Genomic DNA, 23,169 nt, shown 5'->3' on the forward strand with positions numbered 1-23,169 from the left:
AATGCGCATTCTGCTCACCGGCGCCAGCGGTCTCATCGGACAGGCCGTGCACAGGAATCTCTCTCTGGACAACGAGGTAATCACCCTCGGCCGGAGCTCACGCGCGGACGTACGCCTCGACCTGGCTGACGTGGACGGACTGAACTCAGTGGCGCTGCCGGCGGCAGATGCCCTGGTCCACTGCGCCGGCATCGTCGACGAAGACTTCCGCGAAGATCCCGTCCGTGCGGCCAGAATGGCCATGTTCGGCGCGGGCGCGCTCGCGCGTCAGGCCGTCGCGGCGGGCGCCACGCGTCTTGCTTACATTTCCTCGGCACACGTGTACGGTCCGATGCTGGGCCACATCGACGAGCGCTCACCGCCCAACCCGGTATCGGACTATGCGATCTCGCACTACGCCACCGAACAGGTCTTCCGACGGTATGCACAAGGTGCAGTGACCGCCGCCGCATTCCGGCCGTGCGCCGTGTTCGGCAACCTGGGGGACCTTGACGCATTCCGTCGTTGGACGCTGATTCCCTTCTCCTTCCCACGCGAGGCGGTACTGGATCGTCGCATCGTCATCCGATCGACCGGACAGCAGCGACGCAACTTCGTTGGAACCGACGACGTCGCGGACAGCGTACGGCGCTGGCTGGATGCCCCATCTTCGGTCTGGCAGGTAATCAATCCGGTTGGGGCTACGTCCTGCACGGTGTTCGAGTTCGCCCAGCGGTGTGCTGCCATCTCCGATGAACTGGCCACGCGTAGGTGCATCGTCGAGCGTCAGGAGCCAAACGGGCCGCAGGCCGGAGATGATTTTGAGTACGCATCCACCCTGCAGCCGACCACGGCTCGTCAGTCCATTGACGACTTCGCCCGCAGGTTGATGGGCCAGCTTCTGCTCAAGGCTGTGCCATGACGCCGCGCTTGACCATCGGCCTTATCATCTACAACGGGGTGGACATTGCACGCCGCTGTATCGACAGCCTTATCGGGCAGACGTACACGGACTTCGTTCTGTTGATCCACGACAATGGGTCGACCGACGGCACCAGCGAAATCTGCGCCGAGTATGCGGCCCGTGACCCTCGGGTCCGACACGTGCGACACCCGCAGACCATTCCGCAAAGCGATAACTTCCGCGGCGTACTGATGTCTGCGGACAGCGAGTACTACATGTGGGCAGCGGACGACGATATCTGGTCGCCGCGGTTTGCCGAGCTATGCATCGCCCAGCTCGACGTCAACCCCGATGCGGTGGCGTGCTGCACAGAGGTGAACTTCCGTTACCCCGATGGCGATGTACGCCGTGCACGCGGTACGTTTCCCATCGTCGGGACGCCCGACGAGCGGGTGCGCACCTACCTTCACAATCCGCGCGACAGCGCCCGGCTTTACGGCGTGTACCGCACCAAGGCACTCCAGGCCAGCTATCCGGCCGGACTGAACATGTTTGGCTACGATTGGCTGGTGGTCTGCCTGAGCATGCTGCACGGCCACCACCTGCAGGTCGACGGCGTGCAGCTTCTGCGCAGCGGGCATGCGCCAGGAAAGTACTTCGAGCGCTATGACCGTCATTTCGTACGCGATACGGGCCTGGTCGGACGTCTATCCTGGTTCCTGCCGCTATTGCCTCTGTCGCAGGCCCTGAAGGCTAACCTTCCACGCAGCGCATGGAGGGCTTCAAGGCTTCGCGTTGCGCGGCTCAATCTGATCCAGCTGCTGTTATTGCTGAAGTGGAAGTGGCCCGTACTGAACAATACATTCTTGCTTGCGCGGAAAGTCGATCGCCTCTTTACCAAGAAGCACCCCTAGCGGAGCCGTGTCGTGAGCATCTCGCCACATCTTGACAACAACTTCAACCTGCTTCGGTTGGTCGCGGCATCATCCGTCATCTTTTCGCATGCCTATGACATCGCCTCGGGGCTGCATGATCCGCTGAGCGCAGGAATCGGCTATTCCGCCGGCTGGGTTGCCGTGTCTGCGTTCTTCTCCATGAGCGGGTACCTCATCTACAAGTCGGCGCTTCGCACGCCTTCTGCTGTCGATTACATGGCCGCCCGCTGCCTTCGGATCCTTCCGGGGCTCTGGGCCATGCTCATCATTACAACGTTGGCACTTTCGTCAATCTCGGCACTTTCCCTGATGGACTACCTTGGAACGTCCGAAACGTGGGAGTACATCCTCGGCAACGCGATCATGTACATGCCTCGCTACGAACTGCCCGGGGTATTCCTGGGCAACCCGTTGGCCGGCGTGATCAATGGGTCACTATGGACCCTGCGATTCGAGTTCACCTGCTACATCCTGGTCATCGCTCTCAGCGTCAGCGGAGTTTTTTCCCGCGAACGCTGGTTCCGACTGTTTGCAGTAGTCGCCGTTGCAGGGTATCTGGCGTTCATTGCCCATGCGCAGCTGACGAATGCCACCCAATCAGCGCTCTTTGACGGAAACAGTGCCGCCAAGTTCCATCGGCTGGGTTTCGCGTTTCTGCTTGGCATGTTTTTCGCTCGCTACCGCGATGGCATGCCTGTTTCATGGAGGATGCTCCTGGGCGTGTACCTGGCCACAGCGGTCCTATTTCAGACCCCACTGTTCCAGCCCGCCCTCATCGCGGCGATCGCGGTCACCTGCTTCAAAATTGCCTTCGCGCGAATGCCCTCGCTTGACTGGGCGAAAACAATGCCCGACGTCAGCTATGGCCTGTACATCTACGCGTTTCCCGTCCAACAGGTATTTGCGTACGCCTTTCCGCAATGGAGTCCTTTGCAGAATGCCCTCGCAAGCCTTCCCGCCACGCTTCTGCCGGCGATTCTCTCCTGGTATCTAGTGGAGAAACCCGCCTTGAGGCTCAAGGGAAAGTTTTTCTTCACACGGGCGGGCGCCTGACTTCCTAGGCATCCACATTCCAAGACAACTCACATCGCGATTCAGAGCACGCGAGCACCGTGACAAGTCCACGGCCCTCGAGTCGAAGCAGCGAGAACCTACACCTTGAGCCTGAAACGCAATTCAATCTTCTCCGCTATTGAAGTGGTAGTAAACGGTCTTGGACTGTTTTTCATCTATCGAGGCGTCGTTCAGCACTTAGGGCTATCGGACCTAGGGGTCTGGTCAATCGTCCTCGCTACAACAGCATTCGGACGCGTTGCTGATGTTGGGATCGCGTCCGGTCTTGCACGATTCATTGCGACGTCAAATTCGAGAAGCAGGCATGACGTCTCGTCAACGTACTTCTCAACGGCACTGATTTCGATATTCATCCTGATGGGCGTGGTCGCGCTTCTGGGCTGGATACCTCTATCCTATGCACTGCGACTTACACTTGACGGAACTGCACTTTCAAAAGCGAATGCCCTGCTCCCCTGGGCCCTGCTCACCTTCTGGCTACTCAACCTCAACGCTGTGGTTGCCGCTGCCCTCTTGGGCATCCAGCGCTCCGATCTGCGCGCCACGGCATCAATCGCCGGCATGGCTCTGCAAGTTGTCGCAAGCCATGCGCTTATCTCAACACATGGGCTTGAAGGGCTGGCTTGGGCGCAGGCAGCACAGTACGTGCTGTCCCTAAGCTTGGGTTTCGCAGCTATTCACTGGGCGAGCTCAATTCGCGCGTCTGCCAGAATTGACCGATCCACTCTAAAAGAGCTGATTGGGTTCGGAGCTAAACTCCAGGCCGGCACAATAGCAAATCTTGTGTTCGAACCAACTTGCAAACTCATCCTCGGCGTAGTATCGGGACCAGCAGCAGTTGGACTGTTTGAGATGGCATACAGGATGGTCTACCAGGTCCGCGGGGTTGCGGTTATGTCGGCACAGAATCTTGTCCCAGCATTTGCATCAGCAATTCAGGATGGACCATCCGAACTAGCAAAGGTTTTTCGACGTGGCACTCGCGCATGTGCAGTTGCAAGCACGGTCCTCATGTGCGGCGTGACGGCAGGCTCGCCACTCGCTTCCAAACTCTGGCTCGGCCGCGTCGACCCCCTCTTTTGCCAGTTAACCGCGATTCTTTGCGTATGCTGGGCCATCAACATCATCAGTGCACCCTCCTACTTCCTAGGGATCGCTCGGGGTACGGTCAACGCAAATATCAGCGGACAGATCTTAACCGCACTCTTGGCGCCGTTCCTAGCTTACGCGTTCGGCCTTCAGGGCGGGATAGTACTGGCGACAGTGGGAATTACCGCAGGAAAGATGGCAGGAGACATACTCCCCTTGGTACTGAATCGTCCAGACGGCATTACGATACGAGCAGCGGCACTTAACCCATCAATTATTGCGGCTACTACTTGCGTAGCACTATGTGCATTAGGCATGTACGTTGGATCACCCAACCTTTCCTCCATCCTTTCATTTTAAGCACCCGCACTAACTCATGGTCAATCAAACGCAATCGATCAGGATCTCGAAGGCAGGGGTGACACTTTCGCTCCTCCTGGTACTCGTGTACCTGAAGATCCACCTGACCATTCCAGGCTTGGGGATTCCCTACTTCTGGGCGCACGCGCTAGCTTGGTTGTACCTGATTAGAACAAATCGAGCCAAAATGACCTTGGGCTTCACCGCCCTTGCAGCATTCGTACTCCTTTTTCAGTACCTTTTAACTGCTGCAAGCTACACCAACCCATCCAAGCAGGATTCCCAGTACTTCATCTATTGGCTCCTCAACTTCGGGACGTTTCTCGGATCGATTGCGGTTCTCCAAGACTGCAATCCGCGCACCATTAACAGAATCTGTAGATTCTTTTTGTATGGAATGCTACTGATCGCATTCTCAGAGGTTTACCTCGGCGCAAGGCCACTGATTGATGAAGTTCGAAGTCTCTATACAAGCACATCGTCTCTTTACAACTTTGTCGACCGAGACATCCAGCAGTATGGCGCGGTTCGCGCTACTGCATTGACCAGCGAGCCATCTAGCGCAGGCAACTACTTTGGCTTCCTTGTCATCTTGCTGATTGCGACAAGTCAAAGGATGAAGATCGCGTTTATTGAGGCACTCGTCTTATGCATTGCAGCTACATACCTCTTCCGCACACCCACACTTACGTTCTATATCGCGTTCGCTGGAATCATTTTGGTATTTGGCAAGTCAAACTCAAAGCGCACAATACTTGGAAACAGCCTGGCCTGCATCACCCTTGCGGGAGCAATTGTTGTCCCATACTTGCTCTATCTAAACATGCTGCCCGGACTCGCTTCGTACACGGGCGGGTTCACCAGCACTGGAAGCTTTTATATCCGGCAGATCGCACCGATCAACACATTCCTCGGAATGATATCCGATTCACCACTGATGGGATTCGGATTTCAGTATTCCGAGCACTCTCGAGACATTAATTCAGTAGTGTTAGCCTCTGACTATGGCGGTTTCTATACCACCAGCCAGCTGTCCGACATGCAAGCAGGGCAGTTCTCTACCAACGCGTTCTGGGAGTTTTTCTCCACAAATGGAATTCTCGGGTCCATTGTTCTTCTCGCAATCTACCGCAAGGCGCTCCGAGCAATGAATGTCCCCCATCATTTGTTTATCCTTCTCGGGTCTTCCACTTTGCTCCTTGCTCATGGAGGGCTAATCCTCCCATTTACGTGGACGCCCGTGGTCGCTCTCGCATACTTCGCGTGGCGCCGGGGCAAAGCGAATAGCTCCACTCACTTCGACACAGTTTCGCATGGTGAGTTGAGCGCCACCCAAGACAGCGGGCTAGGTGCTCACAACAGCCTTGCAGGACAAGTTGGGCCTGCCTTGACAACAAAACTCTTGAACTTCACTTCAGGCACGGGCAAACGGCAGGACAATCGATGGAGATGAGGAACATTGGCCTGGGATGCAGCCGACTCGGATCGGTCAATGGGGTAGCCGGGCCAGAAGCCACCCGTCTGCTTGCGGCCGCGTTGGACGAGGGCTATCGGTTCTTCGATACGTCCAACGTGTATGGTCAAGGCGATAGCGAGCGGCTGATAGGCAACGTTATTGGTAACCGCAGTGACTGCCTTATTTGCACCAAGGGAGGCAAGTATCTGCCCTTCTCCAAGCGCATTCTGGTACCGGTAAAGGGCCTGATCCGGCTTGTCGTGCGCGGGTCCAACAAAGCACGAAACGGTGTAAGCAGTCTGCGTAGTCAGCCGCTGCCCACGCGCTGGGACACTGATTTCATTTCTGCGGCAATCGACGGAAGTCTGCATCGACTGCGGCGTGACGCGATCGATGTTTATCTGTTGCACAGCCCGCAGGAAAGCGCGCTGCGCAATGGGGAAGCCATTCAGGCGCTGCACGACGCCCAGCAAGCCGGCAAGATTCGTGTGGTTGGCGTATCGGTCGATGACGTCGGCACGGCTATGGCGGCGCTGGCGGATCCGCGAGTAGGCGCCTTGCAGCTTCCGCTCCACCCTAATGCCCACGATTACGATCAGGTGCTGGCGCAGGCCTTCCAGCAGGGCGTGAAGGTCATTGCCCGTGAAGTGCTGGGCGGGCAGAGCGCGATAGCCGCCGCGCAGGATCCCTCGGCGTACGCCACGGCACGCATCCAGGAGCTGCATGATGATCCCCGTATCGCCACTGTCTTGGTAGGAACCACCAAGATCTCCAATATGAAGGTCGCTGCACGGGCCGCTGGCCTGATCGCCAACACTCCTGCCGGGCCGCAACGTGGAAGCTGAATCGTGAACATTGCAATCGTGGGCTGCGGATTTGTCTTCGACATCTACATGCGGACCTTCAAGGCTCATCCAGAGCTGGCCATCGTAGGCGTCTTCGATCTCAAGTCCGATCGGATGGATCGCGTTTGTGCGTACTATGGCCTTGAACGCTATGCCTCGCTGGACGCCCTGTTGAACGACGGCCGGGTGGATATCGTAGTGAACCTGACGAATATCGGCGCGCATTTCGACGTAAGCCGCAAGGCATTGATGGCTGGAAAGCACGTCTACAGCGAGAAGCCTGTAACCCGAAATCTGCAGGAAACCCAGGAACTGTTCGCCATCGCCGCGATCAACGGAGTGCGCATGTACGGTGCGCCCTGCAACATCTACAGTGACTCGGTGAGAACGCTATTCAAAGCAGTCGGCGACGGGGCTATCGGAAAACCGCTTCTGGTGTACGCCGAGCTGGATGACAACCCCATTCATCTGATGGAGTTCGAGAAGGTTCGGAGCCCGACGGGTGCCCCGTGGCCACTTGAGGAGGAGATCCTTGAAGGGTGCACCTTTGAGCACGTGGGCTACCATCTTGTCTGGATCTGTGGGCTGCTGGGACCAGCAATCGCGGTTACCGCCTACTCCAACGAGCTGATCGAGACCAAGGCAGCAGGGGTGCCCGGCCGCTCGGGGACGCCGGACTATTCGGTCGCCTGCCTGACGTTCGCCAATGGCACATCGGCCCGAATTACCTGCAGCGTGGTGGCGCCCCGCGATCATCGCATGCGCGTGATCGGCACCGATGGAGAGGTATCTACGGACAGCTACCGCCAGTACCGTTCCCCGGTCCACCTTGAGCGCTATTCCAAAGGCAGCCTGAGTGCGCGCAAGCTCCAGGTGCTGCGCAACAGCCGCTCGTTGGGCAGGCTGTTCGGCATCGGCGGGCGCCGCATGCGCCTGGTACGGAACTGGAAGTCCAACGCGGTGGAAAAGGACCAATCGGTGCGTTCTTCTCTGCGAACCCGCGTCAAGGAATGGGTCCGTCGCAAGGAGGTTTACGCGCAGGACAAGTTCGTCGGCATTGCTGAGATGGCGCGCGAGATAAGGGCCGGCGAGCCGCAGTATCTGTCACCCGACTTCATCGCCCATCTGAACGAACTGACACTACTGATCCAAGGCGCAGGTCCTGAAGGCCTGGCGACGCGCCCCACCACAACGTTCGCACCACTTGGCCCACTGCCAGGCACGCAGGACTACGGAACCGGGTATCTGGAGCGCCTCCACCCCACCCTGCTGGAGCGGATTGCCTCCCGATGAAACACGGGGCGCCGATGACATTCTATCGGCGCGCTCCAAGGACTGACGCAACTGGACGACTACTTTGGAATTCAATCTACGAACTTTGCAAGCCGCATCGCGGCTTGATGCGAAGATGCTTGGGTATCATCTCAAGCGGGTGCTTCGCAATGTCCTTGCCCGGCGGTTTCCCAATGCCTACGCACGACGCCTTGAACGACTTAGTACGCGTGTGCCAGTCATCGCCTCGCGAGGCACCGGAGCAACGGGAACGGCTGTGATGTTCGTCTCCCGATTCTATCGGGACGAGTACCTAGACGATATGGACGATGTGGCTCGTGGCCACTTCACCTTCTTCGGTCAATCCGTAGATTTCGGCAGCGTCGCAAAGATCGATTGGCACCACACCATTGCCGTCGAGAAAGACCTTCATCTCTGGCGTATGAAGCTGGCGCACCTGGGATTCATCTGCCCCATGCTGGTTTCCGGCACGACCGCGCATCACCAAGCCGTCGAAGAGATCCTGGCTCGATTCAATGCCAGCAGCAGCTTCGCGGTGGACGGGTGTTTCAGCTCCTATTGGTTCCCATACAGCGCATCGCACCGGATACTCAGCGTACTCAGCGGCTATCTTGTCGCGCGCCAGGAGCGCTCGCTCGGAACTTCACTGGTCGTCGCCATCGAGACGTTTCTCCGACGAGATATTGCCTTCGTGCTGGACACCATCGAGCATGAGCTTAAAAACAATCACGTCGAACGCAATCTGGCGGCGCTGTGTCTTTACTACAGCCACGCAGAAGAGGTTCCGACGTCTATCGCGGCGCGCCTGAACCGCGACGTGCATCGGATCATTCTGGATTGCGTCCTCGAAGACGGACTGCTGTCCGAGCGCTCCGCCATGTACCAGGGGTTGACCGTCATGGCCTTGCGCGTGTTCCAGGACACCCCTTTCCTGGACGCCGCCACTCGCAAACTGGCCCGCGAGCGCCTCGCCCTAGCCGAGCATGCGTGGGCGGTGATGTCGCATCCGGATGGCGAGATTGCACTGTTCAACGACAGTTGGTTCGGAGAGGTACCTCCAGTCAGTGCACTCATGGAGCCCGCTTCAATGCAGACGCTTGAAGTGCTGCGGCATGCCGGTTATGCCCGCCTGCAGGATGAAACGTGTTTCGCCTTGTTTGATGCCGGTGCGATTGGCCCGTACTGGAATCCCGGGCACGGCCACGCCGACTTCCTGGCGGTGGAGATCGACCTGCACGGCAGAAGGTTCATCGTGGATCCGGGCACATATCAGTACTCCACAGGCGAGCGCAGACGCTTCGAACGCTCGGCTGCAAGCCACAACGGGCCAGGCTGGCGAGAGGTCGAGCCAGTCGAGTACAGCGGCTGTTTCAAAGTAGGCCGTATGAGCAAGGCGCAGCTGACCGAGTGTGGCCCGGTCGAGGGCGGATATCGCGTGTCCGGGGCGCTGAATCTCAAACGTGGCACCGCGGACCGAAGTGTAACGCTGCGGAACGGTTGCCTGCATGTGAGCGACCGCTGGTACGGGAATCTTCCCCGACCGCGCACCAACCTGCTCATCTCTGCCGATTGGAAAGTGGTCTCGTGCGAAGGGAACCATTTGCAGTTCGCACAGGACGGAATCATCGTGGATATGGTGATTCGCAAGGGGCGCGTGGCAGATCTCTGCGCGTCTTCCTGGGCAAGCCACTACTTGCAGGCTCGGCAAGGATGGCTGATCACACTGGAGCCCGGCGGCACCGCCGAGTTGGACTGGGACGTGACCAGTTCGGTTCCAGCCCCCATATGCACCAAGGAACAACACGATGTCGTCCGTTCGCCGTAAGCGCATTCTCATCCTCAGCCGCCTCTTTCCGTACGCACCGGCGCGTGGCGGCGACATGAGCTATTCCAGGGGACTGGCCACCTCATTTGCCCACGTCGCAGACGTGACCGCAGTGGTTGCCACCAATGGCGTGCAGCCTGATGGTCCGGTCGACAAAGATGGTGTGCGCTGGATCGTCGCAGGCGCTCCGCGCAAGGGACGCATGGGATCGGTCGCCACCCGCCTGCCCAACATTGCCTGGCGCGGACAAACCACTGCTTACACTAGAGCCGTGGCACTGGTCCTTCAGGAAGAGTGGGATGTGATCGTCATCGATCACATTGGCTCCTACCATGTTCTACCGCGGGTGCTGGCGTACCGCGCCGGTCGTCCCGCAACGCGCATCTCCTACATCTCCCATGAACACGAAGCCTCGGTGCGCGTTGAGAAGTACGCAGCGTATGGTGGTAATCCGCTGCTACGCCTTGCGCTGAAACTGGATGGCATCAAGGTGGGCAAGGCCGAGCTTGACCTGGTGCGATCGGTGGACCTCCTGTCACTGATCAATCCCGATGACGCCGCACTCTACAAGGCTCAGTTGCCAAGTCTGCAGTACGTCACCTTGACGCCGGGGTACCAGGGCAGCAGCACGCTTCAACGCCGGATCGATGCCTCGGTTCCTCGACGTGTCGTCGTCCTAGGCGGGCGTGAATCCCGCCAGAAGCAGGTGATTCTGGAGCGCTGGCTGGAGCATGCAGCGCCCGTCTTCCATCGATCAGGTGTCGAGATGGCCGTAGTGGGGCCGATCGATGATGCACTCGGCGACACGCTGTCCAGCCGCTACCCGACCGTGCGTTTCATGGGCTTTGTCGATGACATCGACGCGTTCCTCGCGACCTGTCGGGCAAGTGTGGTCGCGGACTTCCTCGGCGGCGGGTTCAAGGTGCGCCTGCTGACCTATGTCTTCAACCGTCTGCCGATGTTTGCCATGAAGGGCGCCGTTTCCGGCCTGGGAGTGAGCGCGCCCAGCGCATTCGCCGAGTTCAACGACTTGGCGGCGCTGGCACAGGGGGTTTGCGAACGCATTGACGATTTCGACTATCTCAACAGCCTGCAGAACCACGCTTATGAGGGTGCCGAGGGATGCTTCGATTGGACGGACCGTGGGGTGCGCTTTCTGAAGGCACTGGAGGCAGCACAGTGACTGCACAGTTAACCACGGCGACGCAGCGTTTCGGGGGCCACCAGCGTATTGAGGTGGTACGCGTCCCGGCCGCGTTCGCGATCGTCTGGTACCACTCGCAGGCACCGCGAAGCAAGATCAGCTGCGCTTGAAGCAACCGGCTGTCCCCTCTGTGATGCCCCCTTTACTCTGCGATGTGTCGCACTTGGAGTTTGTTCCTTGAGTACTTCCAACATTCTCATCTGCGGTGGCGCCGGCTACATAGGCAGCCACATGGCCCAATGGCTTGCCGAGCGGGGTCACACGGTCACGGTGCTGGACAACCTGTCCACTGGCCATCGAGGCGCCGTCCGTTGGGGCCGCTTGATAGAGGCCGACCTGATGGACCCGGCGGGGTTGAAACACACCTTCGGCGGGCAACGCTTTGACGCCGTGATGCACTTCTGCGCGCGCTCCCTGGTCGGTGAATCCGTCGCAGAGCCTTATCCGTACTACCGCAACAACGTGACTGGCACGCTCAATTTACTGGAAGCCATGCGTAAGCATGACGTAGGCCAGATCGTGTTCTCTTCAACCGCCGCAGTCTTTGGCAACCCAATGACCCAAGCCATCGATGAAGAACACCCCAAGTCTCCAATCAATCCGTACGGTGCCAGCAAGTTAATGGCGGAGCGTTTTCTGGCCGATGCGGCGCATGCTTACGGTCTCCGCTCTGTGACGCTGCGCTATTTCAACGCCGCAGGCGCGCTGCCCGAGCATGGCATCGGGGAAGCGCACGCGTGCGAGACCCACCTGATTCCAAATGTGCTTCGCGCAGCCTTGGGCGAGGGCCCGGCGCTGAAAGTGTTTGGAAATGACTACGACACCGCCGATGGGACCTGTGTGCGCGACTATGTCCATGTGCAGGACCTTGCTCAGGCCCATGCCCTCGCACTTGGGTTCATGGGGCGCGAAGAGGGCGCGCACACGTTCAATCTGGGCAATGCCCAAGGTTTCTCCGTGCAGGAGGTAATTGCAGCTGCGGCCTCCGTCACGGGCGTTCAGATTCCCTACGATCTCGCGCCCCGGCGTGCCGGTGACCCCGCCCATCTGGTGGCGAGCAGCGAAAAGGCACGGCGGTTGCTGGGTTGGACGCCGCAATGGACGGCGCTTGAACCGATCATCGAAAGTGCTTGGCGCTGGCATCGCGACCCGCCGTCCTGGTCGCCTCACTATCCTCATGCACGTGCACATGCACATGCACATGCACTGGGCCAGATCGCCTGAACGATCCGGCATCCGCCAATCTCTCTCTTGGCTGCAACCAACCTTACTTTATTGAATTTGAAAGACTTTCCTAAGTTCTCGATGCCTCGGAAGTCAGTCTCCCCACCGGCACCCTGCTTGTGACAAGGGAAGCCCAGCTCCCCTCTGCTACCATCAGCGGTCAGCTTGCCGCCCCCCACCCTGCCAGCGGCCAGCGCCTTACAAACGCAACGCAACAGGAGTTTGCATGTCCTCTGACCTGCTCAAGGCCCTCGGCCTCGACGCGACCAACGCTGGCACCTACCTTGGCAACGGCGAGTGGTCCTCGGCTACCGATGCCGGTGTGATCACCCCGGTGAACCCGACCACCGGCGAAGCCATCGCCAAGGTCTACGCGACCACCGACGCCGACTACGAAACCATCGTGGCCCGCGCCCAGGAAGCCTTCAAGGTCTGGCGCACCACCCCGGCCCCGCGCCGCGGCGAAGCCGTGCGCCTGTGTGGCGAAGCACTGCGCGCCAACAAGGACGCTCTGGGCTCGCTGGTCGCGCTGGAAATGGGCAAGAGCAAGCCCGAGGGCGATGGCGAAGTGCAGGAGATGATCGACATCGCCGACTTCGCCGTGGGCCAGAGCCGCATGCTCTATGGCTACACGATGCATTCCGAGCGCCCCGGCCACCGCATGTATGAGCAGTACCAGCCGCTGGGCCTGGTCGGCATCATCAGTGCGTTCAATTTCCCGGTCGCGGTGTGGGCGTGGAACTCGTTCCTGGCCACGATCTGCGGCGACATCTGCCTGTGGAAGCCCTCCAACAAGACGCCGCTGACCGCGATCGCTTCGATGCGCATCTGCAATGAAGCGCTGCGCGAAGGTGGCTTCCCGGACCTGTTCTTCCTGATCAACGATGCCGGCACCGAGCTGTCGCAGAAGATGGTGGCCGACAAGCGCGTGCCGCTGATCAGCTTCACCGGCTCCACCCAGGTCGGCCGCCAGGTCGCCGAGAAGGTCGCCCACCGCCTGGGCCGCTGCCTGCTGGAACTGGGCGGCAACAACGCGATCATCCTCGATGAAACCGCCGACCTGAAGCTGGCGATCCCGGGCATCGTGTTCGGCGCGGTCGGTACCGCGGGCCAGCGCTGCACCACCACGCGCCGCCTGATCGTGCACGAATCCATCCATGACGACGTGCTGGCCACGCTGATCAAGGCGTACAAGCAGGTGGAAGGCAAGATCGGCGATCCGACCGACCCGGCCAACCTGATGGGCCCGCTCAACAGCGACGGCGCCGTGCAGCAGTTCCTGGCCTCGATCGAGAAGGCCAAGGCCAGCGGCGGCACCGTGCAGACCGGCGGCACCCGCATCGACCGCGCCGGCAACTTCGTGCTGCCGGCCATCGTGACCGGCCTGAAGAACAGCGACGAGGTCGTCCAGCACGAGACCTTCGCCCCGATCCTGTACGTGATGAAGTACAGCACGCTGGACGAGGCGATCGACATGCAGAACGGCGTGCCGCAGGGCCTGTCGTCTTCGATCTTCACCACCAATCTGAAGACCGCCGAGCGCTTCCTCTCGGCCGCGGGTTCGGATTGCGGTATCGCCAACGTCAACATCGGCACCTCGGGTGCGGAGATCGGCGGTGCGTTCGGTGGCGAGAAGGATACCGGCGGTGGCCGCGAGTCCGGCTCGGATGCCTGGAAGGTCTACATGCGCCGCCAGACCAACACCATCAACTACTCCGACTCGCTGCCGCTGGCCCAGGGCATCAAGTTCGACCTGTGATGGATGCCGTGCCCCAGCTGCCGGCCGGCCCGCGCCTGGATTTCACCGGGCGCCGGATACTGATTGCCGGTGGCAGCAAGGGCATCGGGCGCGCCATGGCGCTGGCGTTTGCTTCGGCAGGCGCCCACGTCTCGGTCTGCGCGCGTGGCGAGGCCGGTCTGGCTGCGCTGCGTGCGGACGCCGGGGCCCTCGGCCTGGCCGTGCATACGGCCAGTGCCGACCTCTCCCGGCTGGACGACATCGGCCGCTGGCTGGACGATGCCGCCCAGGCCTTGGGCGGCATCGACGTGCTGGTCAACAATGCGACCGGTTACGGCATGGCCGACGATGAGGCGGGCTGGGAAGCCAGTTTGAACGTCGACCTGATGTCGGCGGTGCGGGCCTCGCGGCTGGCACTGCCCTGGCTGCAGCAATCCAGTGATGCCTGCATTCTCAACCTGGCCTCGATCGCGGCCCAGCAGCCGCGCCCGGGTGGCGCGCCGTATGCAGCAGCCAAGGCCGCGCTGATGCACTACACCACCTCGCAGGCCCTGGCCCTTGCGCCGCAACGGATCCGCGTCAACGCCATCGCCCCGGGCTCGATCGAGTTCGAGGACGGGCTGTGGGCGCGTCGGCGCGAACAGGACCCGGAGCTGTATCGGAACACCCTGGCGAAGATTCCGTTCGGCCGCTTCGGCGAGCCGACCGCCATCGCCAACGCCGCGCTGTTCCTGTGCTCGCCCCTGGCGGGCTGGATCACCGGGCACACCTTGAATGTCGATGGTGGCCAGGTCCTGATGGGATAAACCCGCCGCTGGCCCTATCATCGAACCACCCCACCGCGACCAGGACCTGCATGAGCCTTCCGCCCCGACAAACGAGTGCCATGGCCGTGGTCAGCCTGATCATGGGCATCCTCGGCTGGACCGCCCTGCCCTTCATCGGCAGCGTCGCGGCCATCATCACCGGCCACCTGGCCCGCGCCGAGATCCGCCGTCGCCCGCTGGAGCTGGAAGGCGACGGCATGGCGCTGGCCGGCCTGATCCTGGGCTGGATCATCGTGATCGGCAGCCTGCTCGCCCTGGTGGTGATTCTGTTGTTCTTCGGCGGACTGGCCTGGTTTGCCGCTACCCAATCGTGAGGTGCACATGAGCCGCTCGGATTCAACCGAACGCTTCAGCAGTCGGGTTGCCGACTACGTCCGCTACCGTCCCGACTATCCCCCGGCATTGCTGGACTGGCTGCACCAGGACATCGGTGTACCTGCCGAGACCCTGGTCGCCGACATCGGCGCCGGCACCGGCATTTCCACCCGGCTGTTCCTGGCCACCGGCCACCCGGTCATCGCGGTAGAGCCGAACGCGGCCATGCGCGAGGCCGCCGAACAGTTGCTTGCGCCTGACTATCTGCGCCTGAAGGTGGCCGACGGCACCGCCGAGGCCACCGGCCTGGCCGACAACAGCGTTGGTCTGGTCGCCGCCGCGCAGGCCTTCCACTGGTTCGACACCACGGCGGTGCGCCGCGAATGGGCCCGCATCCTGCAGCCCGAAGGCATGGCGCTGGTGTTCTGGAACTCGCGCCTGCTCGATGCCTCGCCCTTCCTGATCGGCTACGAGCAGCTGCTGCAGGAGTTCGGCACCGACTACGTGGAAGTGGCCGAGCGCTACCAGGACGATGACACCATGCGCGCGTGGTTCGGCGAGGGCCTGCGCGGCATGGCCCGCCTGCCGAACGTGCAGCGCATGGACTTCGATGGCCTGCGCGGGCGCCTGCTCTCTTCCTCCTATGCACCGCAGGCCGGCCACCCGCGCCACGCGCCGATGCTCGATGCGCTGCAACAGCTGTTCGACGCCCATGCGGTGGACGGCCAGATTGCCTTTGAATACCAAACCCGTGCCTTTGTCGGCACGCTGGACTGATTGAACGCTATGTACTCGCTTGCCCGCCCCTTCCTGTTCGCCCTTGATGCAGAACGCGCCCACGGCCTTGGCCTGAACGCGCTGGACCTGGCCTACCGCACCGGCACCACGCCGCTGATGGGCCGCCGCATCGACCCGCTGCCGACCACCGCGTTCGGAGTGAATTTCCCGAATCCGGTGGGCCTGGCCGCCGGCCTGGACAAGAACGGCGAGCACATCGATGCGCTGCTGGCGCTGGGCTTCGGCTTCGTGGAGATCGGCACGATCACCCCGCGGCCGCAGGCCGGCAACCCGAAGCCGCGCCTGTTCCGGCTGCCGGACCACCAGGCGATCATCAACCGCATGGGCTTCAACAACCTGGGCGTGGACGCGCTGGTGCGCAATGTGGAGCGCGCCAAGCGCCGCACCGGCCTGCTCGGCATCAACATCGGCAAGAACAAGGACACCCCCAACGAGCAGGCGTTCGACGATTACCAGCACTGCCTGGAAAAGGTGTATCCGCTGGCCGACTACATCACCGTCAACATCTCTTCGCCCAACACCGCCGGCCTGCGCGAACTGCAGGAAGAGACCGCGCTGCGCCAGTTGATCTCGCAGCTGCGCGAGAGCCAGGAACGCCTGGCCGCCAAGCATGGCCGGCGCGTGCCGATGCTGGTCAAGGTCGCCCCGGACCTGAGCGACCGCGACATCGATGCCGCCGCGCGCGTGCTCGGCGAGCTCAAGGTGGACGGTGTGATCGCCACCAACACCACGATCGACCGCAGTGCGGTGGCCGGTGACCCGCGGGCGAACGAAGCCGGCGGCCTGTCCGGCGCGCCGCTGCTGGGCCAGTCGACCCTGGTGCTGCGCCGCCTGCGTGCGCGCCTGCCCGAGTCGATGCCGTTGATCGGCGTGGGCGGCATTCAGTCCGGTGCGGACGCGGTGGCCAAGATGGCCGCCGGCGCCGCACTGGTGCAGTGCTACAGCGGCCTGATCTTCCGTGGCCCGGAGCTGGTGCACGAGTGCGTGGAGGCGATCCGCCGCCGCAAAGAGGCACCCAGCCGCGGCGCGGTGGCACCGCTATGAACGACGCCATGACGGCCTGGGCCATCACTGAAAACGCCTCGCTGAAGGCGCTCAACACCTTCCACGTCGAGGCCACCGCCGCACAGCTGCTGGAGGTGTTCGACCCGTCCGTACTGCCGGAGGTGCTGGCCCTGCCGCGCGTTGCCGAGCAACCGTTGCTGGTGCTGGGCAGCGGCAGCAACGTGCTGATCGCCGGCAACGTGGAAGGCACCGTGCTGGTATTCGCCAACCGCGGCATCGAGATCCTGGAACACCGCGCCGACCACACCATCGTCCGTGCCGGCGCCGGTGTGAACTGGCATGGGCTGGTGATGTGGTCGCTGCAGAACGGCCTGTCCGGTCTTGAAAACCTGGCGCTGATCCCCGGCACCGCAGGCGCCTCGCCGATCCAGAACATCGGCGCCTATGGCGCTCAGGTCGGCGAATTCATCCAGGCCGTGGATGCGTGGGACCGGCAGGAGAACGACTGGGTGCACTTCGATGCCGAAGGCTGCCAGTTTGCCTACCGCGACAGCATCTTCAAGCACGACCCGGACCGTTACCTGATCACTGCGATCGAGCTGCGGCTGCCGCTGCTGCATGGCCTGCGCCTGGGCTACGCCGGGATCGCCGAGGAAATGGAGGCGATGGGCGTGGAGCTACCGGTGGCTGCCGATGTGGCCAATGCGGTGATCAACATCCGTCGCCGCAAACTGCCCGACCCGGACGTGCTCGGCAACGCGGGCAGCTTCTTCAAGAACCCGATCCTGCCGCTGGAGCAGGTCGAGGTATTGCTGCAGCACTTCCCCGAGTTGCCGGTGTTCCCGGCCGATGAGGACAGCCGCCGCAAGATCTCCGCTGCCTGGATGATCGAAAGCTGCGGCTGGAAGGGCTACCGCGATGGCGATGCCGGCGTGGCGCCGAGCCATGCACTGGTGCTGGTCAACCATGGCCAGGCCACCGGCGAAGAACTGCTCGCGCTGGCGCGGCGGATTTCCGCCTCGGTCCTGGAGAAGTTCGGGGTGCCGATCGAACCGGAACCGAGGCTGATCGGCGCACAGTGGTGAATCGCGCCCCCGCCTTGCCGGTGGCCACGCCGTTGCGGGCCGCCCTGCTGATGCTCGGCAGTACGCTGGCCTTCGGTCTGATGGCGATTGCGATCCGCTACGCCACCCGCTACGTGCCGACCCAGGAAGTGGCGTTCTTCCGCAACGCCTTCGGCCTGCTGGCGCTGCTGCCGATGCTGATCCGCCCGGGCAGCGCGCCGCTGAGAACGCAGCAGCTGCCGCGCTACTTCCTGCGCAGTGCGATCGGGCTGGCCTCGATGCTGTGCGCGTTCTGGGCGATCGGGCACCTGCCGATCTCCCAGGCGATCTCGCTCTCCTACTCCACCCCGCTGTTCGTCACCATCGCCGCGGTGCTGTGGCTGGGCGAAACCGTTCGCCTGCGCCGCTGGGCGGCGGTGATCATCGGCTTCATCGGCGTGCTGATCATCGTGCGCCCCGGCTCGACCAGCTTCACCCCGGGCACCCTGGTCGCCGTGGGCGCGGCGGTACTCAGCTCGCTGGTGGCGATCCAGATCAAGCAGCTCACCCGGGTGGACAGCGCCGATACGGTGGTGTTCTACACCTATGTGTTCTGGGTGCCGCTGTCGCTGGTGCCGGCCTTGTTCGTGTGGGTCTGGCCGACCGGCCTGGCATGGGTCTGGCTGGTCGCCACCGGGGTGCTCGGCACGCTGGGGCAGCTGCTGTGGACCCGCGCCCTGCGCCTGGGCGAGGTCTCCGCGCTGACCCCGATCAGCTTCATGCAGCTGCCGCTGGTGAGCTTCCTGGGCTGGCTGCTGTTCAATGAAACGCTGGACCGCTGGACCGTGATCGGCGCCGCCATCATCCTCGGCGCGAATGCCTATATCGCCCACCGTGAAGCGGTGCTGGCACGGCGAGCGAAATCGCAGGCCGCCACGGCGGCCGTCAAACCGGGGGAATAGCCCCCGGGAATCAATCCGAGCCGAACAGATCGCGGGTGTAGACCTTGTGCGCGACGTCCGCCAGTTCCGGCGTCAGCCGGTTGGCGACGATGATGTCGGCCTCGGCCAGGAACGCGGCGAAATCGTTCACCACGCGCGAGCGGTAGAACGTCGGCTCGGTGAGCACCGGCTCGTGCACGATGACCTCGATGCCCTTCGCCTTGATCCGCTTCATCACGCCCTGCACCGCCGAGGCACGGAAGTTGTCCGAGCCGGCCTTCATGACCAGCCGGTAGATGCCCACCACCTTCGGGTTGCGCGCCACGATGTCATCGGCGATGAAATCCTTGCGGGTCCGGTTGGACTCGACGATGGCGTGGATCAGGTTCTGCGGCACCTTGCTGTAGTTGGCCAGCAGCTGCTTCGTGTCCTTGGGCAGGCAGTAGCCGCCGTAGCCGAAGGACGGGTTGTTGTAATGGTCGCCGATGCGCGGATCCAGGCTCACCCCTTCGATCATCTGGCGCGTGTCCAGCCCGTGCGAACTGGCGTAGGTGTCCAGTTCATTGAAGTAGGCCACCCGCATCGCCAGGTACGTGTTGGAGAACAGCTTGATCGCCTCCGCCTCGGTCGCGTCGGTGAACAGCACCGGCACGTCCTTCTTGATCGCGCCTTCCTTCAGCAGTTCGGCGAACACCGCGGCGCGCTCGGAGCGCTCGCCGACGATGATCCGGCTCGGGTGCAGGTTGTCGTGCAGCGCGCGTCCCTCGCGGAGGAATTCCGGCGAGAACAGGATGGTGTCGGTGTTGAACTTGGCCCGCAACGCGGCCGTGCAGCCGACCGGCACGGTCGACTTGATGACGATGACGGCAGATGGGTTGATCCGCAGCACATCGCCGATCACCGCCTCCACGGAGCCGGTGTTGAAGTAGTTCGATTTGGGGTCGTAATCCGTCGGCGTGGCGACGATGACGAAATCCGCGCCCGCATAGGCCTGCGCCGGATCCAGCGTCGCGGTCAGGTTCAGCGCGCGGTTGGCGAGGAAGTCTTCGATCTCGACATCTTCGATGGGCGACTGGCGGGCATTGATCATCGCCACTTTGGCCGGATCGATGTCCAGCGCCACCACCTCGTGATGCTGTGCGAGCAGCACCGCGTTGGACAGGCCCACGTACCCGGTACCGGCGACGGCAATCTTCATTCAAGGTCCTTCTTTTGCAGCGTCCAGAGTGAACTGCGAATTTTAGCAAACGCGGTGCACTGAACGCCGGCGCAGGTAGGCCGCATTTCGACAGGATCGCTGCGGATGCTGCTGCCTGGACCGGTGCCGATCGTGCGGGCCACGGGTTCGAGCTTCTACTTGCACGTGTGAATACCCCTGTCTTTAAGCGTCATTTATGGCATTTTATATGCATATCGACGTACAACACGCCATACATGGCGCTTTATCTAGACTCATTTTAAGTTCCACAAAGCGCCATACTTGACGCCGCAGCCCAATAGAGGATGATAAAGCGTCAGGAGGGTCACTTTATGACAATCACACAGCTGATGACCGACGAGGCGGTGCTGCTGGAGCTTGGGCTACGCCTTGCGCGCATGCGCCTTTCGCAGGGACTCACCCAGGAACAGCTGGCGGATGCCGCTGGCGTCTCCAAGCGCACCGTGCAGCGGCTCGAAGACGGTACGCCCGCGCAACTGGCCAACCTGATCCGGTACCTGCGCGCCCTCGGCAGGCTGGAGGCGCTGGACGCCCTGCTGCCCAGCAACAGCCCCAATCCGATCGACCTGCTGGAACGCCGTGGCCAGCCGCGCCAGCGTGCCCGACCGGGGGTGGCCGCGTCGGCACCGGCCAAGCCGTGGACCTGGGGCGATGAGCAATGAATACCACCGCCGAGGTGCGCTTGTGGGGCAGCCGGATCGGCGCGGTGACACTGGCCGACGGCGAGCGGATCGCGCAGTTTGCCTACGACCCGGCGTTTGCACGCTCCAGCATCGAAGTCGCCCCTCTGACCATGCCGTTGGCGGCGGAGCGGGTCTTCAGCTTCCCCTCGCTCAACCCCGCGGGCTTCCATGGCCTGCCCGGCCTGCTCGCCGATGCCCTGCCGGACAAGTACGGCAACACCCTGATCAACGCGTGGCTGGCCACGCAGGGCCGCACCCCGGACAGCTTCAACGCGGTGGAGCGGCTGTGCTACACCGGCACGCGCGGCATGGGCGCGCTGGAGTTCTCGCCCGTGCATGGTCCGCGCGTCCGCACGGCGCACAAGATCCAGATCGATGCCCTGGTCGCGCTGGCCACCGAAGTCCTGAGCAACCGCGACAATCTGCGCGCCTCCTTCGGCGATGAAGAACGCGCCGATGCGCTGCGCGACATTCTGCGCGTGGGCACCTCGGCCGGTGGCGCACGGGCCAAAGCCGTGATCGCCTGGAACGAAAGCACCGGTGAGGTACGATCGGGCCAGGCCGCGGCCGCGCCAGGCTTCAGCTACTGCCTGCTCAAGTTCGATGGCGTACAGAACAACCGCGACAAGGAGCTGGCTGACCCCAAAGGTTACGGCGTGGTCGAGTACGCGTACGCGCTGATGGCACGGGATGCGGGCATCCAGATCAGCGAGTGCCGGCTGCTGGAGGAAGGCGGCCGCCGCCACTTCATGACCCAACGCTTCGACCGCACCGAGGCCGGTGGCAAGCACCATATGCAGTCGCTGGCGGCAATGGCCCACTTCGACTTCAACGATCCCGATGCGTACTCCTATGAGCAGGCGTTGCTGGTCATGCGCCAGCTGCGCCTGCCCATGGCGCAGCTGGAGGAACAGTTCCGGCGGATGGTGTTCAACGTGATCGCCCGCAACCAGGATGACCACGTCAAGAACATCGCCTACCTGATGGACCGGCAGGGCCAGTGGTCGCTGTCGCCTGCCTTCGACATCACCTGGGCCTACAACCCGGACGGCGACTGGACGGCTCGGCACCAGATGTCGATCAACGGCAAGCGCGAGGGTTTCGACCTGGCCGACCTGGCCGCATGTGCCGCCACCGCCTCGATCAATGCCCGACGCGCCCGCGACATCATTGAACAGGTCCGGCAAAGCGTGCTGCGTTGGCCACACTTTGCCGACGACGCCGGCGTGGCCGGGGTCTGGCGCGATCAGATCCGCGGCAGCCTGCGTACCGACATCCGCTGAGCGGCGGCCTCAGCCCTGTGTGGCCTGCCACGCACGGGCCGCGCAATCGGCCACGTTGCCGGGTGCGAACTGCTCGGCCATGTAACGCAGGGCCTGGCGTCGCTGTGCAGGTGGACGTGCCGTGGCGCCGGGCTCGAGCAGCAGATCATGGAATTCCTGCAGGTCCTGCAGGATCCGCCAGTGGCGGTAGTAGGCCACCCGCAGCGGGTCGACCGTGACCGGCCCGTAGCCCTCGGCGAAGCCCGGCGGCTGTTCACGCCCCCAGCGCCCGCCGATCCCTGCGCCGATGAACATCAGATCACGCTCGCGCGGCGCCAGCACCATGTCGTCCCAGTCGATCAGAAAGACGCTGGCGCCCGGCCCTACCAGCACATTGCCCGCGTGCAGATCCGCGTGACACAGCACGCGCGGACATCGTCCCTCACCGATCCGCGCCCGCAGCTCGCCACAGCGCTGCCAGATCGCCTCGATCCGCTGGCGATGGCGGCACCACAGTGCCAGGTACTCCTCGCCCAGGGCATCGCGTACGGGTATCCGCGCATCGGCCCGCTGCAGCCACGCGCCGACCCGTTCCACTGCAGTGTCATCGTCGAACACCGGGCGACGCAGGTGATCGGAGAGCTCGGGCGGCAGCCGCGCCTCATGCACCTGGCGCAGCACCCGTCCGAGCCGTTCCCAATGCCCCCGCGAGAGCGCCTCTTCAAAACCGGAGAACGCCTCGACATACGGAAACAGCGTCCACTGCAGCCCGGCCCAGCTCGCCGCCGCCGCACCATCGCGCGTGGGCAGCGGCGCGATCACTTCCCGAAGGCCGGCGTGCTCGCGCAGGTGGTGCAGCACTGTCCACACCACCGGGGCCACCGCATAGCGGCGGCATTTCAACCACCAGCGCGCGCCATCCGGGCCAGCCACCTGGTACACCGTCGCCCCCGCATCCGCTCCGCCGGCGCGTTGCAGCACCGCGGTGGCACGCACGCCGAACACCTCATCCAGCACTTGGCTGATCTGCGCTGCGGACAACTCTTGTGGATGAAGCATCAATCCAACGCGCGTGATTTATATGTCGCGACTATCGCAGAAGGGTCACGCATCGCCCAGCGCAGTGCATCACGAAAGCGGCAACGCATGC

21 protein-coding genes are annotated in these 23,169 nt (G+C 62.6%); 19 read left to right on the forward strand and 2 right to left on the reverse strand.

Translation table 11 applies throughout. The annotated features are described in order from the left end of the window. Nucleotide 1 precedes the first annotated feature (1 nt). From PV764_RS02280 to PV764_RS02360, 17 genes are all read left to right on the forward strand, one after another. Nucleotides 2–901 (forward strand): NAD(P)-dependent oxidoreductase, encoded by a 900-nt coding sequence (locus PV764_RS02280; protein WP_313447397.1) that lies wholly within the window; start codon nucleotides 2–4, stop codon nucleotides 899–901. Next, nucleotides 898–1,797, forward strand: a complete 900-nt coding sequence (locus PV764_RS02285; protein ID WP_313447398.1) for a glycosyltransferase family A protein — start codon at nucleotides 898–900, stop codon at nucleotides 1,795–1,797. The genes PV764_RS02280 and PV764_RS02285 overlap by 4 nt, the downstream gene beginning before the upstream one ends. Before the next feature lie 12 nt (nucleotides 1,798–1,809). Next, complete coding sequence (locus PV764_RS02290; RefSeq protein WP_313447399.1) at nucleotides 1,810–2,871, forward strand: acyltransferase; 1,062 nt, start codon at nucleotides 1,810–1,812, stop codon at nucleotides 2,869–2,871. A gap of 105 nt (nucleotides 2,872–2,976) precedes the next feature. After that, the gene (locus tag PV764_RS02295) at nucleotides 2,977–4,341 is read left to right on the forward strand and encodes an oligosaccharide flippase family protein (protein ID WP_313447400.1); all 1,365 of its coding nucleotides are present in this window, start codon (nucleotides 2,977–2,979) and stop codon (nucleotides 4,339–4,341) included. An 85-nt stretch (nucleotides 4,342–4,426) separates the two neighbouring features. Beyond that, the gene (locus PV764_RS02300; RefSeq protein WP_421116117.1) at nucleotides 4,427–5,794 is read left to right on the forward strand and encodes a hypothetical protein; all 1,368 of its coding nucleotides are present in this window, start codon (nucleotides 4,427–4,429) and stop codon (nucleotides 5,792–5,794) included. Beyond that, complete coding sequence (locus PV764_RS02305; RefSeq protein ID WP_313447402.1) at nucleotides 5,785–6,642, forward strand: aldo/keto reductase; 858 nt, start codon at nucleotides 5,785–5,787, stop codon at nucleotides 6,640–6,642. Before PV764_RS02300 ends, PV764_RS02305 begins: the two co-directional genes overlap by 10 nt. A gap of 3 nt (nucleotides 6,643–6,645) precedes the next feature. After that, nucleotides 6,646–7,935: a Gfo/Idh/MocA family oxidoreductase gene (locus tag PV764_RS02310; RefSeq protein WP_313447403.1), complete on the forward strand. Its 1,290-nt coding sequence runs from the start codon at nucleotides 6,646–6,648 to the stop codon at nucleotides 7,933–7,935. A 259-nt stretch (nucleotides 7,936–8,194) separates the two neighbouring features. Next, nucleotides 8,195–9,760, forward strand: coding sequence for a heparinase II/III domain-containing protein (locus PV764_RS02315; protein ID WP_421116118.1), 1,566 nt, complete (start codon nucleotides 8,195–8,197; stop codon nucleotides 9,758–9,760). After that, the gene (locus tag PV764_RS02320) at nucleotides 9,741–10,943 is read left to right on the forward strand and encodes a glycosyltransferase (protein ID WP_313447405.1); all 1,203 of its coding nucleotides are present in this window, start codon (nucleotides 9,741–9,743) and stop codon (nucleotides 10,941–10,943) included. Before PV764_RS02315 ends, PV764_RS02320 begins: the two co-directional genes overlap by 20 nt. 198 nt (nucleotides 10,944–11,141) lie before the next feature. Further along, nucleotides 11,142–12,188 (forward strand): UDP-glucose 4-epimerase GalE, encoded by a 1,047-nt coding sequence (gene galE, locus PV764_RS02325; RefSeq protein ID WP_421116119.1) that lies wholly within the window; start codon nucleotides 11,142–11,144, stop codon nucleotides 12,186–12,188. A 226-nt stretch (nucleotides 12,189–12,414) separates the two neighbouring features. Next, a complete protein-coding gene (locus PV764_RS02330; RefSeq protein ID WP_046273729.1) occupies nucleotides 12,415–13,947 on the forward strand; it encodes an aldehyde dehydrogenase family protein in 1,533 nt (510 codons plus the stop codon). Next, nucleotides 13,947–14,732, forward strand: a complete 786-nt coding sequence (locus PV764_RS02335; RefSeq protein WP_421116120.1) for an SDR family NAD(P)-dependent oxidoreductase — start codon at nucleotides 13,947–13,949, stop codon at nucleotides 14,730–14,732. The genes PV764_RS02330 and PV764_RS02335 overlap by 1 nt, the downstream gene beginning before the upstream one ends. Nucleotides 14,733–14,782: 50 nt before the next feature. Beyond that, nucleotides 14,783–15,067, forward strand: a complete 285-nt coding sequence (locus PV764_RS02340) for a DUF4190 domain-containing protein (protein WP_019183054.1) — start codon at nucleotides 14,783–14,785, stop codon at nucleotides 15,065–15,067. A 7-nt stretch (nucleotides 15,068–15,074) separates the two neighbouring features. After that, nucleotides 15,075–15,845, forward strand: a complete 771-nt coding sequence (locus PV764_RS02345) for a class I SAM-dependent methyltransferase (protein ID WP_070427234.1) — start codon at nucleotides 15,075–15,077, stop codon at nucleotides 15,843–15,845. 9 nt (nucleotides 15,846–15,854) lie between these two features. Beyond that, a complete protein-coding gene (locus PV764_RS02350; RefSeq protein ID WP_421116121.1) occupies nucleotides 15,855–16,910 on the forward strand; it encodes a quinone-dependent dihydroorotate dehydrogenase in 1,056 nt (351 codons plus the stop codon). Beyond that, a complete protein-coding gene (gene murB / locus PV764_RS02355; protein ID WP_421116122.1) occupies nucleotides 16,907–17,956 on the forward strand; it encodes a UDP-N-acetylmuramate dehydrogenase in 1,050 nt (349 codons plus the stop codon). Before PV764_RS02350 ends, murB begins: the two co-directional genes overlap by 4 nt. A 32-nt stretch (nucleotides 17,957–17,988) precedes the next feature. Further along, entirely contained in the window at nucleotides 17,989–18,876 is an 888-nt protein-coding gene (locus PV764_RS02360; protein ID WP_421116189.1) for a DMT family transporter, read from the forward strand. Between the two features lie 10 nt (nucleotides 18,877–18,886). Here PV764_RS02360 and PV764_RS02365 read toward each other — a convergent pair whose 3' ends face one another. Next, nucleotides 18,887–20,053: a nucleotide sugar dehydrogenase gene (locus PV764_RS02365; protein ID WP_421116123.1), complete on the reverse strand. Its 1,167-nt coding sequence runs from the start codon at nucleotides 20,051–20,053 to the stop codon at nucleotides 18,887–18,889. A gap of 332 nt (nucleotides 20,054–20,385) precedes the next feature. Between PV764_RS02365 and PV764_RS02370 the strand changes: the two genes are divergently transcribed. Beyond that, nucleotides 20,386–20,736, forward strand: a complete 351-nt coding sequence (locus PV764_RS02370) for a helix-turn-helix domain-containing protein (RefSeq protein ID WP_421116124.1) — start codon at nucleotides 20,386–20,388, stop codon at nucleotides 20,734–20,736. Then, the gene (locus tag PV764_RS02375) at nucleotides 20,733–22,040 is read left to right on the forward strand and encodes a type II toxin-antitoxin system HipA family toxin (protein WP_421116125.1); all 1,308 of its coding nucleotides are present in this window, start codon (nucleotides 20,733–20,735) and stop codon (nucleotides 22,038–22,040) included. The genes PV764_RS02370 and PV764_RS02375 overlap by 4 nt, the downstream gene beginning before the upstream one ends. Nucleotides 22,041–22,049: 9 nt before the next feature. On the opposite strand, the gene PV764_RS02380 is transcribed toward PV764_RS02375, so the two are convergent. Next, nucleotides 22,050–23,078: a phosphotransferase enzyme family protein gene (locus PV764_RS02380; RefSeq protein WP_421116126.1), complete on the reverse strand. Its 1,029-nt coding sequence runs from the start codon at nucleotides 23,076–23,078 to the stop codon at nucleotides 22,050–22,052. Nucleotides 23,079–23,169: the final 91 nt, after the last annotated feature.

This window comes from Stenotrophomonas sp. AS1 (genome assembly GCF_048957655.1).
Classification (GTDB): Bacteria; Pseudomonadota; Gammaproteobacteria; order Xanthomonadales; family Xanthomonadaceae; genus Stenotrophomonas; species Stenotrophomonas bentonitica_A.

Coding starts and splice junctions, on each gene's coding strand:
- murB (WP_421116122.1), top strand. CDS start 16,907: ATGAACGACGCCATGACGGCCTGGGCCATCACTGAAAACGCCTCGCTG.
- PV764_RS02280 (WP_313447397.1), top strand. CDS start 2: ATGCGCATTCTGCTCACCGGCGCCAGCGGTCTCATCGGACAGGCCGTG.
- PV764_RS02345 (WP_070427234.1), top strand. CDS start 15,075: ATGAGCCGCTCGGATTCAACCGAACGCTTCAGCAGTCGGGTTGCCGAC.
- PV764_RS02375 (WP_421116125.1), top strand. CDS start 20,733: ATGAATACCACCGCCGAGGTGCGCTTGTGGGGCAGCCGGATCGGCGCG.
- PV764_RS02365 (WP_421116123.1), bottom strand. CDS start 20,053: ATGAAGATTGCCGTCGCCGGTACCGGGTACGTGGGCCTGTCCAACGCG.
- PV764_RS02370 (WP_421116124.1), top strand. CDS start 20,386: ATGACAATCACACAGCTGATGACCGACGAGGCGGTGCTGCTGGAGCTT.
- PV764_RS02305 (WP_313447402.1), top strand. CDS start 5,785: ATGGAGATGAGGAACATTGGCCTGGGATGCAGCCGACTCGGATCGGTC.
- PV764_RS02380 (WP_421116126.1), bottom strand. CDS start 23,078: ATGCTTCATCCACAAGAGTTGTCCGCAGCGCAGATCAGCCAAGTGCTG.
- PV764_RS02320 (WP_313447405.1), top strand. CDS start 9,741: ATGTCGTCCGTTCGCCGTAAGCGCATTCTCATCCTCAGCCGCCTCTTT.
- PV764_RS02285 (WP_313447398.1), top strand. CDS start 898: ATGACGCCGCGCTTGACCATCGGCCTTATCATCTACAACGGGGTGGAC.
- PV764_RS02340 (WP_019183054.1), top strand. CDS start 14,783: ATGAGCCTTCCGCCCCGACAAACGAGTGCCATGGCCGTGGTCAGCCTG.
- PV764_RS02350 (WP_421116121.1), top strand. CDS start 15,855: ATGTACTCGCTTGCCCGCCCCTTCCTGTTCGCCCTTGATGCAGAACGC.
- PV764_RS02315 (WP_421116118.1), top strand. CDS start 8,195: ATGTTCGTCTCCCGATTCTATCGGGACGAGTACCTAGACGATATGGAC.
- PV764_RS02335 (WP_421116120.1), top strand. CDS start 13,947: ATGGATGCCGTGCCCCAGCTGCCGGCCGGCCCGCGCCTGGATTTCACC.
- PV764_RS02330 (WP_046273729.1), top strand. CDS start 12,415: ATGTCCTCTGACCTGCTCAAGGCCCTCGGCCTCGACGCGACCAACGCT.